Raw genomic sequence first — 16952 nt, forward strand, 5'->3', positions numbered from 1 at the left:
AATATAATTTTATGAAAATTCTTATCACGAGAGGTGGAGGGACTGGCCCTATGATACCTCGGCAGCGGATTCGTTATGAATACTGTGCCAATTCCAGCAAGGTAACTTGAAAGATAAGAAAGAAGCTCATTTTGACTGTATATACAGAAGCCTCTTTCTATCTTTTAGAAAGAGGCTTTTTTATGTGAAAATAAAAGGAGGAAGAAAAATGGGAGCGACAGGAGTAGCGTCACAAAGAAAAACAATTGAAGAGAGTATCGAAAGAAATAAGGAAAAGTACATAGAAACAAGTCATGATATTCATGCGAATCCGGAAATTGGTAACCAAGAGTTTTATGCATCTAGAACGTTAAGTTTATTGCTAGGCAGTGCAGGATTTCAGTTGCAGCACAATATAGCTGGACATGAAACGGGATTTATCGCGCGAAAAAGCTCTGGAAAACAAGGACCTGCAATCGCATTTTTAGCGGAGTACGACGCTTTACCAGGACTAGGTCATGCGTGTGGTCACAATTTAATTGGCACAATTAGCGTTGCAGCAGCAATCGCATTATCAGAAACGCTTGAAGAAATTGGCGGGGAAGTTGTCGTGTTTGGTACGCCAGCAGAAGAAGGCGGGCCAAATGGTAGCGCGAAATCAAGTTATGTAAAGGCAGGTTTATTTAAAGACATTGATGCGGCGCTTATGATTCATCCGAGCGGAAAGACAGCGACAACGAGTCCTTCACTAGCAGTCGATCCACTTGATTTTCATTTTTACGGAAAAACAGCTCACGCTGCAGCTTCGCCAGAAGAAGGGATTAACGCATTAGATGCGGTTATTCAGCTCTATAACGGTATTAACGCACTTCGCCAACAACTCCCGTCAGACGTGAGAATTCATGGTGTCATTACAGAGGGCGGAAAAGCACCTAATATTATTCCTGACTATGCCGCAGCAAGATTCTTCATCCGTGCAGCAACGAGAAAAAGATGCGCGGAAGTAACAGAAAAAGTAAGAAACATTGCACAGGGAGCAGCATTAGCAACAGGTGCAAAAGTAAAAATCCATCAATTTCAAAATGAAATCGATGAATTACTCGTAACAAAAACATATAACGATATCGTAGCGGAAGAACTAGAACTATTAGGTGAAGATGTAAATCGTAAAGAAAGAGTAGGGATTGGTTCAACCGACGCAGGAAACGTAAGTCAAGTCGTACCGACAATTCATCCGTACATTAAAATCGGACCAGATGATTTAATTGCACATACGAATGAATTTAGAGAAGCAGCACGTTCAGAACTTGGAGATAAAGCATTAATTACATCGGCAAAAGCATTAGCAAATACAGCGTATCGATTAATTACGGAAGAAGGGTTGTTAGAGAAGGTGAAGGAGGAGTTTAGAGAGGCGCAGAGGAATCAAGGGTAAGGGGATTAAGGTGCTTTTTTCGAATAGAGATCTAATTCATAAGTAGAGATATAAAAAAGAACATTGAAATATCAATGTTCTTTTTTTGTTTACTAATCATTGATTTCATTGGCTTTTCTCATAAAGGAAAAACTTTTACTGTTAGCCGGGGATAATACGTATCCTTTTATTAGAACGACAATTTCTCCTCAAACTCACTCTTTAAAACAATTAAAGGAGACGATAATCCAAATTGCATTAAAGAGTCTAAAAATGTAGCGAGAGAATCCATCGAATCGCTCATGACCTTCATCATATAATTAAATTCCCCGCTAATTCGGTATAAATCTGTTACTTCAGGAGCGGCATTACAAAATTGAATAAAATCAGAGCATTGGCTCGTTTTAAACATGATGAATGCTTGAATGTTTTTATTAATTTTTGCAGGCTCAAATTTCGTTCGATAAGCCGCTATAACTCCTTGATCTTCAAGCTTGTTAATACGTTCTTTTACAGCAGGTTGCGTCATGGATATAATTCGTCCTATTTCTGAAACAGAAATTCTCGCATTTTCATATAACAGGTTCATAATTTTATGATCGATTTCATCCAATTTTACAGCGTTTTGCATTGTGTAGCCTCCTTGTTGTGTTTTCTAAAGTGAATTGCGAATTATAACTATAATATCATAAGTGAACGAACTAAATTACCTATAAATCTATATTTAAAATGATTAGTATTTGCATGAAAATATAAGTATAGGGTTTATCAAAAGGGAATTTAGGAAGGATGGAAAAAATGAAGAATCTTGATGGGAAAGTAGCATTAGTAACAGGGGCAAGTCGCGGCATTGGTCGTGCGATTGCGATGAGATTGGCAAACGACGGTGCATTAGTTGCGATTCACTACGGCCGAAATAAAATAGCTGCAGATGAAACAATTAGTGAGATTGAATCTAATGGAGGAAAGGCATTCTTAATTGAAGCTGATCTCAATTTAATGGATGGTGTCAAAAAAATAGTAGAACAATTGAAGAATGAATTACAAATAAGAGTTGGTACATCAGAGATTGATATTTTAGTAAACAATGCAGGGATAGGTACACAAGGGACGATTGAAAATACGACAGAAGAAGTTTTTGATGAAATTATGGCCGTAAATATTAAGGCGCCATTCTTTTTAATTCAGCAAACATTACCGTTACTACGAGTAGAAGGGCGCGTTATTAACATTTCATCAGCGGAAGTAAGACTTGGTTTTACAGGGTCCATTGCATACGGTTTAAGTAAAGGTGCACTAAATACGATGACACTTCCTCTAGCTAAACATCTTGGAGAACGAGGTATAACAGTGAATACAATTATGCCTGGATATACGAAGACAGATATCAATGCGAAATTGCTAGATGATTCAGAAATACGGAATTTTGCTACGGATTCATCTGTGTTCGGACGAATAGGGCAAGTTGAAGATATTGCAGATGTAGTAGCATTCCTTGCTTCTTCTGATAGCCGCTGGGTAACAGGGCAGATTATAGATGTCTCTGGAGGGTTTTGTTTATAGGGGCACTACTCCATAACCAGCAAGCTAATTAAGTAAATTACTAGTTATGAAACGATCCTCGTTTCATAACTAGTAATCTATAGAAAGGTAGAGATGATAAAGAAATCTATTAAAACGTGATTTTTTCGCTAGGCAATTTGAATAAGGGGGCTATTTTTAATTATTCATAATCTAAAATAATCCAATTTTATTTTACAGTAACATTAAAACAAAATTATTGACCGCGTGGTACAAAAAGGAGTATTCTATTCATGTTATCTTTAAAATGAGAGGAGGATACGATTGAATAAACGCGGCAGACCTCGAGAGTTTGATTATTCCTCAATTGTAGATGTTGCAATGAAAACATTTTGGTTAAGAGGATATGAAGGATGTTCTACACAAGATTTATGCAGTGATACAGGACTTGGAAAAGGAAGTTTATACAATACTTTCGGTAGTAAACATGAACTGTATAAACAAGTATTAGAACGCTACCATGAAATTGGGATTAGGGAACAAAAGAAATTGTTACATACTCCAATTCCAGTTAAAGAACGATTAAGTAATTTTTTTGAATGGGCATTGAAAGAAGACTTTGAGAATATGGATCAAAAAGGATGCTTATTGATTAATGCCAGTATAGAACGTGCTAAAAACGATTTAATGGTACAAGAAATTTTCTCGAAGCATGTTGAACTTCTTAAACAAGCTATTGAAACAGTGATGGAGGAAGGATTGCAAACAGGTGAAATTTCAAAGAAGCAATCCGCTGAGGAATTAGCTAGTCTGCTTTTAAGCAGTTATTACGGATTCCGTGTTCTTAATGTATCGATGCAAAATCGGATGTTGTCTGAACAAGTTATCAAAGGAGCAGTAGAGTCTATTTGTGGCGCTTAGTGCGCCCTTTTTTCGCACTATTTTTGTACCGATCATTACAATAATGAATAAGGAGTGTTTTTATGCCATCGATTATTTATTTATTAGCTTTAGCAATCTTTTGTATGACTACATCAGAATTTATGGTTGCAGGTATGATGAATGAACTTGCTCTTGCATTCCAGGTTTCTGTATCATCCATTGGGTATTTAATTTCAGCTTATGCAGGAGCAATGGTAATAGGAGGCCCCATTTTAACTGCAATCCTCTTACGAATGCGCAGCAAACAAGCATTATTGTTTTTAATGTTCGTATTTTTAATTGGTCAATCGCTCGGAGCTATTGCTTGGAACTATGATATTATGATGATTTCACGTATTATAACTGGTATTGCTTCAGCTTCAGCTTTTGGAGTTGCGATTTCCTTTTCTGCGGCATTGGTTCACTCTGATTCAAGGGGAAAAGCTGCATCAATTGTACTTGCAGGTTTAATGTTCGCAACTGTATTAGGTTTACCTATAACAACCGTTATTTCGCAATATTTTGGCTGGCGTATTAGTTTTGGAGCTGTTTCTGTTCTTGTGCTAGTATCAGCAATTATGATTCAACGGTTATTACCATCTTCTTCAAATAAAGAGCAATTAAATTGGAAAGATGAACTTCTGCGATTTAAGAATATTCATCTTTGGGCAGCGTACGTAACAAGTATGTTCATTATTGGTGGTACGTTTGCAGCATTTAGTTATTTCACTCCTATCTTTACAAATGTTACAGGGTTTTCAAGTGCAAGTATTCCATATTTACTTGCTCTCTATGGTAGTGCGACGGTAATTGGGAATATAATAATTGGCAAGTTCGCTGATAAATTTACAATGAAAATACTTATGGGTGGATTAATTATATTAATCATAGCGTTGTCTTTATTTGCTTTAAGTGCAGAGAATAAATACATTGCAGTTATTTCTACGATTTTTATTGGTTTAACTGGTGTAGCATTGAATCCAGCTATGGTTGCAAGGGTGATGAAGACAGCTAGTAATGGAATAATGATAAATACCGTTCATAGTTCTTTTATTACGCTAGGTATTGTTATTGGTTCGTCACTAGGTGGTCTTGGGATCAGTAAAGGATATGGTTTTGTATCTCCTCTATGGATTGGAGCTTGTTTAGCTATCCTTGGGGTAATTTCGTTATTTCCATATTTACATAAAGGAAATGTAGATTAAGAGGTTTAAAATTTCTTTATATGGGGGAGCACCCCATCGCTATCAAGCTAAGAAACACATTCTTCACCAAAAACGATAAAAATGATTAACATGTAAAAAATTAGTTCTGGAACTATTATGATAGTTTAACTTAATGAGCATGTATGGTGACCCCTAATTTATTTGATTTGAAAATTTATTTCTATACAGATTACAAAATTGAATTAATGAGAAGATTTAATCAGAATCATTTACAAACTGCACTTTCGGGATAAATAAGTTATTATCTAACAACTGTTATTCATCATCACAAAAAATCCAGTAACTTCATCTGGAGAATAATAAACATCTATAAATTATTGTTAGAAGCTGTCCTTTTTGTATTTATCTTTTATAAATTTCTTCAATACATAGATGTAATTCTCAAGTCGGAGGAAGGCACCTTAGGTGTCTTTTTTCATTATAAAAACCCAAAAGCATTTATGTACTTAAGGGCTTATCCATTAAAAAGTATGGGTATTTGGAATTCCTTAAATTAAGAACAAAGTGGAATTATTCCTAAACTAATTAATAGAGCTGCAGCCAACGCTGGAATTGGTACAGGAATCTCGATACCTTCTACACCTAAGAAGTATTGTCCACTTATTACTTTAAAACAAACTAATTCCTCTTTTCTGCTAGAGTTAATGCGTTATAATATTTAATTAAACTATCTGTATGACCGGATTTTATATTTTTATAATGTATATTATTTTGCCATTCTTAGAGTCCTTATAGTATCTTTTTTCTCAATATAAGAACTCTAAAAATGTGTTAATATTTTAATACAAATTCCCTTTTGTGCAATGAGATAGTAATACCCAACAAAAAGCCCACCTATTTTAGTAGGTGGGCCTTATCTTTATTACACAATGTCAAATTACACTCTCTTTTGCTCATAAACTTTATTTAATTTGGATTAGTCAACATGTGGCATTATATACATACTAAAAGTATAATTTTTTCCGGAACTCTACATGTAACTTTCATCGATTCTGCTTAACTGGATAATCTTGAGAAAATATTAACAGAATTAAAAAAATAACATTTTTTCAATTTCCTGTAATTATAATTAAAGGTATTCTGTTAGTGTTATACAAATGTATCTGTCGATTTATTCCATGTATGAATCTAGTCTGGCTATCAACAGAATATTCCACACACAATTGAAAAAGGGGGAAAGTTTATGCAAAGAATTTTAAAATTCCTGTTCATGTCCGTTTTTTCTTTGATTTGTGTTTTGTATGTTCAAACGGACTCTTTTGCCGCACCAGCATACGAGGGAGTTGTCAAAATGAAGCAGCCTTCAGGCGAATCTTTTGAGGGCACGTTACATGGAGATGAATGGTTCCATTGGGTAAGTACAAAGGATGGAGATGTACTTTTACAAGATCAGAAGGGGTATTGGAATTACGCGGAGCTTACATTAGATGAACTGAAATCGACGGGGAAAAAATATAAAATTGATAAGAAGCCTTCAATGGCAGTAAATGAGAACAATTTGAACAAATGGATAAAGAATTACAACCCTCAAGCAAAGAAAAAACAGGAGCACATGAATAAATTACAAAAAGAATCACCAAAAAATATTGATGGAACTGTCACTCCAGTTTTAGGAAACAAAAAATTACTTGTTTTGTTAATTGGGTTTACAGATGTTGATATTGCATATAACGATAACGATTGGAGTAACAAATTCTTTTCTACAAATCAAAAGTCAGTTAAGAATTACTATAATGAAGTAAGTAACGGAAAAGTACAGATAACTCCAGCTCCTGAAACATATGGTACTCAAAATGATGGAGTGGTTAAAGTGAAATTAGATTACGCTCATCCGAGTACATCGGGAAAAAGTATGGGTACGGTTATAACAGATGCACTGGCTAAAGCTGATTCTCAAGTGAATTTTGCTAGTCTTGATACTAATAATGATCAAGTCATTGACTCTAAAGATGGCTTCTACATTGTAAGTTTTCTTGCTGGTAATGAACAGGCTAGTGGTGGTCCACTTCCAAATATTTGGGCACATCAGTCATATGCTCCTAATACAAATCACGATGGTGTTACAGTATCAGGCATGTATACAGCGCAGGGGGAAAAGCAATATGGTCATATGGCGACAATTGGTATACCTGCTCATGAGTTAGGTCATTCTTTTGGTCTTCCAGATCTATATGGCGACAATAACCGTGTGGGTAGTCTAAGTATAATGGGGAATGGAGCTTGGAATAGTCTTCCAGGAGAAGAGTATGGAACTACGCCAGATCATATGGATGCTTGGTCCAAGGTAAAACTAGGTTTTGTAACGCCAAATGTAGTAAATACCAGCAACAATTTTACTCTAAATGCGATCCCAAATAACTATAATGTGTTAAAGATTCCTTTAAAGGATAATACGTATTTTTTAGTTGAGAATCGCGCAAAGGTTGGGTATGATGCGAGCTTACCAACTAATTCTGGTGGTATTGCGGTTTGGCATATTGATGAATCCATGAATAATAATTCCAGTGATCCTCATCCTTTCATTGATATAGAACAATCCGTCAGTGAATACCAAGACCCTTTCTATTACACGAATCAAAATCATGCTGCTTCCTTTAGTCCAGACACCAATCCGAATAGTAATACCTACACGGGAGAAAAATCAGGTGTAACGATTACAACGACAAGCACAAGTAATTCGACTATGAATGTAGCGGTCACAACAAAAGAAGCTAGTTTAATTCCGCAGACAAACTGGACGCTAAAATATGTAGATAGCTATAATTGGTACAATTTAGGTACGTATGCCTTTGACGGAAATAAAGACACATTTTGGCATACAAACTGGAGTCCTGTTGCTCCAATGCCACATGAGATTCAAATTGATTTAGGTGCGACCTATAACCTCTCCAAATTCAGCTACCTGCCAAGGCAAGACGGCCAAATAAACGGAACGATTAAGGATTATGAGTTTTACGTAAGTAGTGATGGAGTGAATTGGGGAACAGCTGTATCCATAGGTGCTTTTGCAAATAATACTAATTTGAAAGAAGTCAACTTTGCAAACAAGACAGGTCGTTATATTAGACTACGTGCATTAAGCGAGGTAAACAATAATCCATGGACAAGTGCGGCAGAAATCAATGTATTTGGAGTGGCTCAATAATATATTCATGAGGGTATTTATTTAAATCATTGATATGCTATTTCAAAAGGTTATCATTCGCTGGGGGTTTCATCCAGCCTTTGATAACCTTCTTATTCTGCTAATATGTAAAAGAAAAACATAGATTGTTAAAATTGACTTTCTTAGCTTAGTTTAGCTTAAATGTGAAACTTTTTAAGGTTTATTTTGTATGCAAATCTTTCAATTACCTACACTTGTCCTTTAGAAATAAGAAACAATCTCACCTGAAATTTATTTTATATAAGCTTAGCTTGATAGAGATGGGGCGCGACCCCATGCCCATCAACTTAAGAATTCAGAATTACCCCCAAATGAAAAAATGAGCTTTTTTGCCTTTTATAGCAACGAAGCTGTTTAATGGAAATAAAGTTCTTTTTTATACTATAAAGTTACATAAAAATGAAAGTTGATATTCTCAAATACGAGGGTATCAACTTTTTCCATATAAAGTTATTTAACAAACGGGGAGAATTAATGGAGGGACATTATGGGGTTATTTGAATTTGAAGAACGATTTAAAAAACAAGTAGAATGCTATGAATTATCTGAGGAACAGTTACAATTTACAGGTAAACCAAAGAAATGTGTAGAATTATCAGAAGGCGATACTGACATACATTCTATATTATTTCTTGCAAATAATGAGCTTGTAACATTTTTTGAGCTTCATGAAAATGCAGGCATAAATCCATAATCTAAAAATCCAAAAGCTATGTTATTACGTGCTCTTTCAACGGATTATTATTATCAAGGAAAGGGGCATACCAAACAATCATTATTGTTACTACCTGATTTTGTACGCAAAGAATATCCACATATTAGTGAAATTGTATTGGCTAGCGATAAATGTGAAAAACATTACTGCACAGTTATTATATAAAAAATGTGGTTTTATTGATGAAGATGTACGAAAAATAGGAAAAAAAGGCGCACTTATTATTATGAGCTATTATTTAAAAGAGAGAGTGTGTGAAAGATTTGACAACCGAATTAAAAAGTGTAGTTTAGTATTTTCTAAATAAACTACACTCATTATAAAATATTTATAGACTAAAAAGGGGCTTTTTATGTTACATGATGATCCAAAAAGTATACACTCGCAGTCAGCATCCATCTTTGGATAATTGGCTCTTGATTTCCTGTCTCCTGACGTCCCATCACTTCTATTTCATACTGTTATAACCAGAATTTGGAAGTCTTTAAAAACTTTAAATCTGCACCAAAAGCTCAATACAATTCGTAAATAATTTGATTATAGAACTATTTTTCTGTGGCGAAATAAAGCAAGGCTATGGCCGGAAAAGTGATTCCTATCCATAATGTTAGATTCCATCCTCCTAAGGCATATGCCCATCCTCCAATAAAGGATCCAACTGCACCTCCTAAAAAGAAAATAGCCATAAATAGCCCATTTAATCGACTACGAATTTCTGGACTCAACGAGAAAATTAAACGTTGGCTAAGCACAAGGTTTGCAGATACTCCCATATCCAACAGAATTGCAGCAATTACTAAAACAGCTATTCTGATGGGCGAACTACTTTGAATAATAAGTGGTAGTAATAAAGAAATAATAACAACAGTGAGAGCTATCCCAGTGGCGGGTCGTGTCCAGCCAAGATCAGCTAGACGACCACCTATTGGAGCGGCTATTGCACCTGTAATTCCGACAAGTGCATATAATGCTATGGCAGTCTGAGAAAAATGAAAAGCAGGACTAGATAATAATAATGGAACAGTGGTCCAGAATAAGCTGAAAGCCCCAAATACACAAGCATGATAAATGGCACGACGGCGTAAAATTGGAGTAGTTCGTAGTAGTTGCCACATTGAATTAAGTAAGGTGGTATAATTTGTTTTTGCCTTTGGTTTCCTAGTAGGGAGTACTTTCGATAATACAAATGCCAAAACAATAATTACAGTAGAAGATAAAGCAAATATTGCATTCCATCCCCACATACCGGCTACTAAACTAGATATCGGTCGCGCAAGCATAATACCTAATAACAGACCACTCATGACGTTGCCAACTACGCGACCGCGTGCATTTTCAGATGAAAGATATGATACAAGAGGTACGAGCACTTGCGCTGCGACCGAACCCAGTCCGATAAAGAATGAAGCAATTAACAACAAGGTTGCGCTTTTTACAAAAACCATAGAAATGAGTGCAAATGCACTTGAAAATAACAATATAAGTATCAATTTTTTATTCTCAACAATATCCCCCAAAGGCACAAGAAATAATAAGCCAACAACATATCCAATTTGAGTTAGCGTTACAATTAATCCAGCGCTACTATTAGAAAGCCCAATTTCATTACTAATTACCCCAATTAAAGGCTGCGCATAATAAAGATTAGCCACGATGATACCACATGCAGTTGCCAGAAGAATGATTAAACCCGATGAAATTTCCTTATCACTTGCTTTATTTTTAAAATTAGACATAAGTATTTCCCCCATATTTTTATTTCAGAATTACCTTGGTGTATTTTGGAACTTAGATAAAGCCATGATTATTACGAGATTCCTTAACAATTAACAAACTGTACGTTCAGTTTATTAATTAACTAAAATATATACTAAACGTTTAGTTTTGTAAATAGGCTATTTTATTTTTTGTTCATATTAAGTATACTAAACGTATAGTTTATGATTCTTGGAAGGAATGATTAATGTGCAAGGTAAAAGAGGTAGACCACGTAATGTCGAAACCCAAAAAGCTATCCTTTCTGCATCTTATGAGTTATTACTGGAAAGTGGCTTTAAAGCAGTCACAGTCGATAAAATTGCAGACCGTGCTAAAGTTAGTAAAGCTACAATTTATAAATGGTGGCCTAATAAGGCTGCTGTAGTAATGGATGGTTTTCTTTTTGCTGCCGCAGCTAGATTGCCTATACCTGACACAGGTTCAGCATTGAATGATATTTTAATTCATGCTACAAGTTTAACCAAATTTTTGATAAGTCGTGAAGGGACTATTATTACTGAGTTAGTTGGTGAAGGACAATTTGATTCAAAGCTGGCAGAGGAATATCGTACTCGATATTTCCAGCCACGTCGCCTGCAAGCAAAACAACTCCTGGAGAAGGGAATTAAAAGGGGCGAATTAAAAGAAAATCTCGATGTTGACTTAAGTATCGATCTCATTTACGGACCAATTTTCTATCGGTTGCTAGTAACCGGTGAAAAGTTGGATGATTCCTATGTGCATGACTTGGTAATAAATGCATTCGAAGGAATACGCTTGAATTGATTAATATTAAAATGAAGATTTAGAAATTCTACTGTCTCTTATGCGAAGGCAATTTATATTAACTTGGTAAATAAAGTATTTAATTTTTAAAAACTGATGTATATGGAGTGGTCTCCCAATACATCAGTTTAAGAATTAAGGGGATGTTAAAAATAATCAAGATAATTACTCTAAATATAACGTCATGCAAACAATTTTCATTATGGGGATAATATAATATCTTAACTTGATAGACATAGGGGAGCACCCCATCACCATCAAACTAATATTTTCATATCTCCCTAAATTAAAATTTTCTTTCTCTACAGATAGTTATTCTGAGAAGCTGCTCATTTTTTCATTTTGGGAGCATTTCTTTTTCTTAAGTTGATGGGTATGTATGGTGACCCCTATTAGACGATAGTAAATTAACGATTTCGGGGTTCAGTTCAACTTTATTCAAAATAAGATTTTTTTTGCAGTAAAATCAATGTTAGTGGAACTTTTTTAAACAAACTTTTTTCTAAATGAACATAAATACTTGTAATATTTAAATTAGTACTATATAGTTCTAGTTATGACAAAGGTAAAATTAATGAATCAAAGACGTGTGATTGAAGTAGCTGCAACATTATTTTTAGAAAAAGGGTTTGCTTATACAAGTATGGATGAATTAGTACGTGTAAGCAAAGTTTCAAAGTCTAATGTGTATTATCACTTTTCTAATAAGGAAGTATTATTAGAAGCGGTCGTTGATTATTGGATTGAAATGTATCAATCTGCAATTGATGACGTACTTTCTCAGAAGCAATTTTTAGTTGAAGATCGTATCCAACTGTTTTTAAAGCAATTATCACAAGGAGTTCAGTCGAGAGAGTATAAGGGGAGCTGTCCATTTATTACTCTTTATATTCAAAGTCCTAAACAGGCCACGCAAATAAAAGAAAAAATAGGTCTTTTTTTTACAGGATTACAAAAGAAAGTTTCTCTATTACTTAAACAAGGGGTAGAGAATGGAGAATTTAGAAATACGATTCATATTGATGAGGTTGCATCACTTTTTATTACAAATCTTGAAGGAGCGTTATTTATTTCAGAAACATTGAAGGATGCAACTGTAATCACGAAAACAGCAGATCATTTTTTAAAATTGCTTCGATAAAAGAAGCATTTTTTTTATATCAAATTAGTACTGAGTAGTACTAAAAAGGGGGATTTTATATGAGAACAGTATTTTTAACTGGTGGAACAGGCTTTATTGGAAAGCAATTAGTGAAAGAATTAGCCAAAGAGGATGTTAAAATTCTTCTTTTAGTGAGGTCGAAAAGTAAAGCAATACGTCTTTTTCAAGAAAGAGGCATCTTAAAAAAGGAAGTTATGCACTTTATTGAAGGTGATTTGACGAAAATAGATTTAGGTCTAAGTGCTGAAGATAAGGAGAGGGTATTGAAAACGGATGTGATTATTCACGCAGGAGGCCCCATGGATATTCAAGCGACAAGTAAAGAGGCAGCTTCCGTATTTTTAAATGGTGCCAAACATATTAGTGAATTAGCTAAAAGTATTCATCAATTGAAGGGCTTGCAACAATTTATTCATGTTGTAGGTTATATGAGTCCCTTTGATGATAAAAATAGCAAGATTGCAATTGATGTGTTTCAAGAAGGAAATAATTATTTGAAAATAAAAAATCCATATGAGAGAACAAAATTTTTAGCAGATCTTTATATCCGTCAGCAGGCATCAGCAGTAGGTTATCCGCTTTCTGTAATTAATCCGCCAACTGTAGTCGGTAGTAGTAAAACAGGGAGTACAGAGCAGATAGCAGGATTAGGTTTGCTTGTGAAGAGTATGCGAAGAGGGCTCATGCCAGTGATTCCTGGAGGTAAGGGATACAGGTTACCACTTATTTCAAACGATGAGCTTGCGAAGTTTATTGTGCAGGTTTTCAGATTGGAGCAACCGACTATTCAAACATATACACTTGTTGAAGACAAACAGCACGATCAGAACATTGCTGAGTTATTAAGTATTATGTCGGAAAGTATGAATATGAGGGCACCAAAAATCTCTGTCCCAATGCCACTTATGAAAGCAATTATGAATAGTGGAGTAAGTAAAATAACAAAAATTCCTTCTGATGGACTGAATTTTATTACAAAACGAAAATTTTCAAATGTTTCAGCGAAAAAAATTATGGGAGGAGATTGGTTTAAGGAGACGAGTGTAATGAAATTTTTCCCTGCCGTAGTAGCTGATCTGGATTATCGAATGATGTATCAATATGGCCAGCATAATCATGTATTTAAACGAACATTATGCGATAACAATACCCTTTACCAATTACAAGGAGAGGGTAAACCCTTTATTTTATTACATGGTTTATTGAGTGATGGAGAGGATTTATTTCCTTTAGCACAAGAGCTTCATGAAAAAACTGGTCAACCTGTATGGATCTTGGATCTTCCAGGTTTGGGACGTTCTCCCTTTAAACGGGAGAAAAATCTTCTAGATATCTATTTGAATGTAGTGAAAAAGTTATTGGAGAAAGCTGCGAATGGTGCACATCTAATTGGCCATTCATTCGGTGCGTTTATTCTTCTAGAAGCATTGGTAAAAGAGTACATAGATAAGAAGTATGCAATCACTTTACTTCAGCCACCTGTTGCTAAAAAAAATGCTAAATCGCTAAATGTTCCTCAATTTATGAACAAATGGACATTAAAATTGGCAACTACTAATTTGATAGGGCGATATTTATTAAGTAATGGTTTGTTTGAAAGTATCGAGAGTATCCCTGAACATTATATTGAAAAAATAAGAAACAGTTTTACTTCTCCTAGAATTTTAAATACTACGGTCCAGCTTAACAGTTTGCTACTAAAAAATAATCAAGGTGATTTCAATGAAGTAACAAAGTATAATCTTCACATTATTTGGGGGGAGTATGACAGAGGCTATTCTGCTCCATCGCATCTTGGTAAGGTTGATTTTGTTCCATATGGCCATCATTTTCCTCTTAGCCATCCGAGTGAAACGGCAACATTAGTAATAAAAAATAGTAATACTAGCATATGAGAGTGTGAGATAAATAAAAAGTGTGTAGTAAGATCGTTGTCTTTGAAATAAAATTGTACTGTTTGGGGTCCCACCCCAAGCCTATCAAGCTAACATTTTAAAGTGCCCCCAAAACAAAAAATTGTACATTTTCACCTAGAGCTGCTAGTTTTATCGTTTTGGGGTATTTGCTTTTCTTAGGTTGCTCGAATTGGACTAGCAATCGTACCTGTCGAACCGCCAAAAACTGCTAATAATTAAAAAACTTTTTACATAACAATTTAACCCTTTGTAGAAAACTACGAGGGGTTAAATTGTTCAAAGAGTATTCCATTTGAGGTCTAATTAATTTAAGTTCTTAAATGAAAATTTGAGGAAAACATTCACGAACACCAGAATTTCTTAATGAATTAAATAATGCTGCACTGATTCTTAATAGGACGTTGTTATCAGTTCCATCTTCTAAATCGTATATTACAAAGTATGAATTATCGACTGTGAAAATACATTTTCGTTCTAATTTAAATTCAGGTGGTACAGTTGGAAGTGTATCAACTGGTTCAATTACAGGTGTATCTCCTTCATCTCTGATAAAATCGAAAGTTTGCTCGTCAATTTCATAGATATTAACTGGATCAATTTCTACACCTTTATCTGGAATTGTAATTTCATCTTCAACTAATAAGAAAAAGCGTTCGTTTCGAAAATTAAAAAGAGATCTTGCTCCAATTTCAAATGATGCCATTTTATATTCGCCTCCTTTGCAACTTTTTATTGATTTAAAGTTACATTTATATGGTATGTCAGATTAATAGATTTAGTTACAGCTTGTACTGCACAAATTACTAAATTAGAAGTTTTCTCCTATGTCTATCAGGTTAAAATTAAAGAATACCCCAGAACGAAAATCTGGGGATCCCTCCCTCACATGCTTGTTCCCACTTAAAAACTGGATTAGATTAAACCTAGTTGATTTAAACGTGTTTCTTATCCCTTATCTTTCTAATTTATTGATTATTAAAATGTAGACTGATCATTAGGTTTTATATTATAAATAGTTTTTATTAAAATAAAGTATTAGACTCAATAGTAGCTACGCAATTATTATACAGTTAATAAGAACAATTCTGAGAAGATGTACGAAGTAATAAAATGGGAGAGGAATAATTTGAATCAAAATAAACCGATAGAAACAGAAGAAAAAATATCTATCATACAAAAAATGAAAAAATGGGCTAGAAACTTAAAAAAACAACTTCTTGTACTTTATTTGGCATATCGAGATGAAAGAGTCCCTTGGTATGCTAAATTATTTACAATGCTTGTTGTTGCGTATGCTTTTAGTCCTATAGATTTAATCCCAGACTTCATTCCAATCTTGGGGTATCTTGATGATTTGATTCTTGTACCATTAGGTGTATACTTGGCATTAAAACTTATTCCTAAAGAAGTGTTGGAGGATTGTAAAAGAAAGGTAGAGGAAAGACAGACAATAAGCAAACCAAAGAATTGGATAACAGGCATTATTATCATTACTCTCTGGATCCTTGTCTTTGTATGGGCTGTAAAAATTGCAAACCTGATTATTTTCAGGATGGAAGAATAAAGAAAGGTACAGAGTATATACAGCTAGATATGGAGGTATTAATGAGCTCTCTCCAAACAGGGCAAACATATGGAATATCCGATGCCTATGTAGGTATGACTGATAAAGTACTAACCCGTGTAATTTTTATAAATTAATATATGTATTATCTTATAAAAAAACTCAGCAGGATTTATTCTGATGAGTTTTTTTGTTTATATAATTTATCAGTAATTATTCTTTTTTCTCCGGCTGATAGGAAAGAATAACGACACCTGAACTGGTCGTTATTGTTTCTATAAGTTTTAATGCTTTTGTATTGTTCTGGTCTTTAAAGAGACGCTTTCCGCTCCCTACGATAACGGGATTGACTATAAAGTGATATTCATCAATGAGGTCATGTTGCATTAATGTTTGTGTAAGATCACTGCTGCCATAGATTAAAAGGTTCTGACCAGGCTGTTCCTTCAGTTTCGATATTTCTTCTACAATATTACCCTTGATAAGATTTGCATTCCATTCGGTTTTTTCCAAAGTTGTTGAAGCAACAAATTTAGGCATGCTGTTCATCTTATCAGCAAAACCTTCTTCATCAGTCATAGAAGGCCAAGCAGCTGCAAAACCTTGATAGGTTACTCGCCCTAGTAGAAGAGCTTCACTTTCAAACAGTAAATTGGATTGAAACTTTGCCACTTCTTCATTGAAGTATGGAGCAGTCCAAGCTGGTTCCTCAATGACACCATCTAGTGAGAGGTACATCGATACAATTATTTGTCCCATTTTGTTCTCCTTTAGTTTTAAATTGAGATTTTTACATATTGGTAACACAATTATTAATTCTTCAG

14 protein-coding genes, 2 pseudogenes and 1 riboswitch are annotated in these 16952 nt (G+C 34.5%); of the genes and pseudogenes, 11 read left to right on the forward strand and 5 right to left on the reverse strand.

The features are described from left to right. Positions 1-18 precede the first annotated feature (18 nt). Positions 19-120, forward strand: a riboswitch (SAM riboswitch). A gap of 88 nt (positions 121-208) precedes the next feature. Then, positions 209-1414: a M20 family metallopeptidase gene (locus ES895_RS16690; protein ID WP_061654903.1), complete on the forward strand. Its 1206-nt coding sequence runs from the start codon at positions 209-211 to the stop codon at positions 1412-1414. 169 nt (positions 1415-1583) lie between these two features. Here the strand turns inward: ES895_RS16690 and ES895_RS16695 are convergent, their stop codons facing one another. Further along, positions 1584-2024 (reverse strand): Lrp/AsnC family transcriptional regulator, encoded by a 441-nt coding sequence (locus tag ES895_RS16695; protein ID WP_001178562.1) that lies wholly within the window; start codon positions 2022-2024, stop codon positions 1584-1586. Positions 2025-2191: 167 nt separating this feature from the next. On the opposite strand from ES895_RS16695, the gene ES895_RS16700 reads away from it, so the two are divergent. From ES895_RS16700 to ES895_RS16720, 5 genes are all read left to right on the forward strand, one after another. Continuing rightward, positions 2192-2956: an SDR family oxidoreductase gene (locus tag ES895_RS16700; RefSeq protein WP_016111604.1), complete on the forward strand. Its 765-nt coding sequence runs from the start codon at positions 2192-2194 to the stop codon at positions 2954-2956. A 282-nt stretch (positions 2957-3238) separates the two neighbouring features. Next, the gene (locus ES895_RS16705; RefSeq protein WP_087948649.1) at positions 3239-3835 is read left to right on the forward strand and encodes a TetR/AcrR family transcriptional regulator; all 597 of its coding nucleotides are present in this window, start codon (positions 3239-3241) and stop codon (positions 3833-3835) included. Between the two features lie 62 nt (positions 3836-3897). Continuing rightward, the gene (locus tag ES895_RS16710) at positions 3898-5040 is read left to right on the forward strand and encodes an MFS transporter (protein WP_087964929.1); all 1143 of its coding nucleotides are present in this window, start codon (positions 3898-3900) and stop codon (positions 5038-5040) included. Between the two features lie 1204 nt (positions 5041-6244). Continuing rightward, complete coding sequence (locus ES895_RS16715) at positions 6245-8206, forward strand: M6 family metalloprotease domain-containing protein (RefSeq protein WP_061654901.1); 1962 nt, start codon at positions 6245-6247, stop codon at positions 8204-8206. Between the two features lie 508 nt (positions 8207-8714). Further along, the gene (locus ES895_RS16720; RefSeq protein ID WP_087948651.1) at positions 8715-8921 is read left to right on the forward strand and encodes a hypothetical protein; all 207 of its coding nucleotides are present in this window, start codon (positions 8715-8717) and stop codon (positions 8919-8921) included. A 386-nt stretch (positions 8922-9307) separates the two neighbouring features. Here the strand turns inward: ES895_RS16720 and ES895_RS29790 are convergent. Both ES895_RS29790 and ES895_RS16725 read right to left on the reverse strand, forming a co-directional pair. Further along, positions 9308-9454, reverse strand: a pseudogene (locus ES895_RS29790) (VOC family protein); the annotation flags it as partial. 33 nt (positions 9455-9487) lie between these two features. Continuing rightward, positions 9488-10678, reverse strand: coding sequence for an MFS transporter (locus ES895_RS16725; RefSeq protein ID WP_135238496.1), 1191 nt, complete (start codon positions 10676-10678; stop codon positions 9488-9490). A 220-nt stretch (positions 10679-10898) separates the two neighbouring features. Between ES895_RS16725 and ES895_RS16730 the strand changes: the two genes are divergently transcribed. The 3 genes from ES895_RS16730 to ES895_RS16740 all read left to right on the forward strand — a co-directional run bounded on the left by ES895_RS16730 (position 10899) and on the right by ES895_RS16740 (position 14543). Then, the gene (locus tag ES895_RS16730; RefSeq protein ID WP_002062846.1) at positions 10899-11486 is read left to right on the forward strand and encodes a TetR/AcrR family transcriptional regulator; all 588 of its coding nucleotides are present in this window, start codon (positions 10899-10901) and stop codon (positions 11484-11486) included. Positions 11487-12060: 574 nt separating this feature from the next. Further along, positions 12061-12627, forward strand: a complete 567-nt coding sequence (locus tag ES895_RS16735) for a TetR/AcrR family transcriptional regulator (protein WP_061654899.1) — start codon at positions 12061-12063, stop codon at positions 12625-12627. A 59-nt stretch (positions 12628-12686) separates the two neighbouring features. Next, a complete protein-coding gene (locus tag ES895_RS16740; RefSeq protein WP_087948653.1) occupies positions 12687-14543 on the forward strand; it encodes an alpha/beta fold hydrolase in 1857 nt (618 codons plus the stop codon). Positions 14544-14880: 337 nt separating this feature from the next. On the opposite strand, the gene ES895_RS16745 is transcribed toward ES895_RS16740, so the two are convergent. Next, positions 14881-15267, reverse strand: a complete 387-nt coding sequence (locus ES895_RS16745) for a type 1 periplasmic-binding domain-containing protein (protein ID WP_000135751.1) — start codon at positions 15265-15267, stop codon at positions 14881-14883. 423 nt (positions 15268-15690) lie between these two features. Here ES895_RS16745 and ES895_RS16750 point away from each other — a divergent pair, with 423 nt between their 5' ends. Continuing rightward, the gene (locus ES895_RS16750) at positions 15691-16128 is read left to right on the forward strand and encodes a YkvA family protein (protein ID WP_001075128.1); all 438 of its coding nucleotides are present in this window, start codon (positions 15691-15693) and stop codon (positions 16126-16128) included. Further along, positions 16089-16253: pseudogene (locus ES895_RS16755) on the forward strand (IS4 family transposase); the annotation flags it as partial. The gene ES895_RS16750 and the pseudogene ES895_RS16755, both read left to right, overlap by 40 nt. 88 nt (positions 16254-16341) lie before the next feature. Here ES895_RS16755 and ES895_RS16760 read toward each other — a convergent pair. Continuing rightward, positions 16342-16887: a dihydrofolate reductase family protein gene (locus ES895_RS16760; protein WP_000529750.1), complete on the reverse strand. Its 546-nt coding sequence runs from the start codon at positions 16885-16887 to the stop codon at positions 16342-16344. Positions 16888-16952 lie beyond the last annotated feature (65 nt).

The organism is Bacillus sp. 007/AIA-02/001, assembly GCF_004634455.1.
Lineage (GTDB): Bacteria > Bacillota > Bacilli > Bacillales > Bacillaceae_G > Bacillus_A > Bacillus_A cereus.

Bases quoted from the DNA above. Each gene is read 5' to 3' on its own strand.
- ES895_RS16690 (WP_061654903.1), top strand. From the start codon at position 209: ATGGGAGCGACAGGAGTAGCGTCACAAAGAAAAACAATTGAAGAGAGT.
- ES895_RS16695 (WP_001178562.1), bottom strand. From the start codon at position 2,024: ATGCAAAACGCTGTAAAATTGGATGAAATCGATCATAAAATTATGAAC.
- ES895_RS16700 (WP_016111604.1), top strand. From the start codon at position 2,192: ATGAAGAATCTTGATGGGAAAGTAGCATTAGTAACAGGGGCAAGTCGC.
- ES895_RS16710 (WP_087964929.1), top strand. From the start codon at position 3,898: ATGCCATCGATTATTTATTTATTAGCTTTAGCAATCTTTTGTATGACT.
- ES895_RS16715 (WP_061654901.1), top strand. From the start codon at position 6,245: ATGCAAAGAATTTTAAAATTCCTGTTCATGTCCGTTTTTTCTTTGATT.
- ES895_RS16720 (WP_087948651.1), top strand. From the start codon at position 8,715: ATGGGGTTATTTGAATTTGAAGAACGATTTAAAAAACAAGTAGAATGC.
- ES895_RS16725 (WP_135238496.1), bottom strand. From the start codon at position 10,678: ATGTCTAATTTTAAAAATAAAGCAAGTGATAAGGAAATTTCATCGGGT.
- ES895_RS16730 (WP_002062846.1), top strand. From the start codon at position 10,899: ATGATTAATGTGCAAGGTAAAAGAGGTAGACCACGTAATGTCGAAACC.
- ES895_RS16735 (WP_061654899.1), top strand. From the start codon at position 12,061: ATGAATCAAAGACGTGTGATTGAAGTAGCTGCAACATTATTTTTAGAA.
- ES895_RS16740 (WP_087948653.1), top strand. From the start codon at position 12,687: ATGAGAACAGTATTTTTAACTGGTGGAACAGGCTTTATTGGAAAGCAA.
- ES895_RS16745 (WP_000135751.1), bottom strand. From the start codon at position 15,267: ATGGCATCATTTGAAATTGGAGCAAGATCTCTTTTTAATTTTCGAAAC.
- ES895_RS16760 (WP_000529750.1), bottom strand. From the start codon at position 16,887: ATGGGACAAATAATTGTATCGATGTACCTCTCACTAGATGGTGTCATT.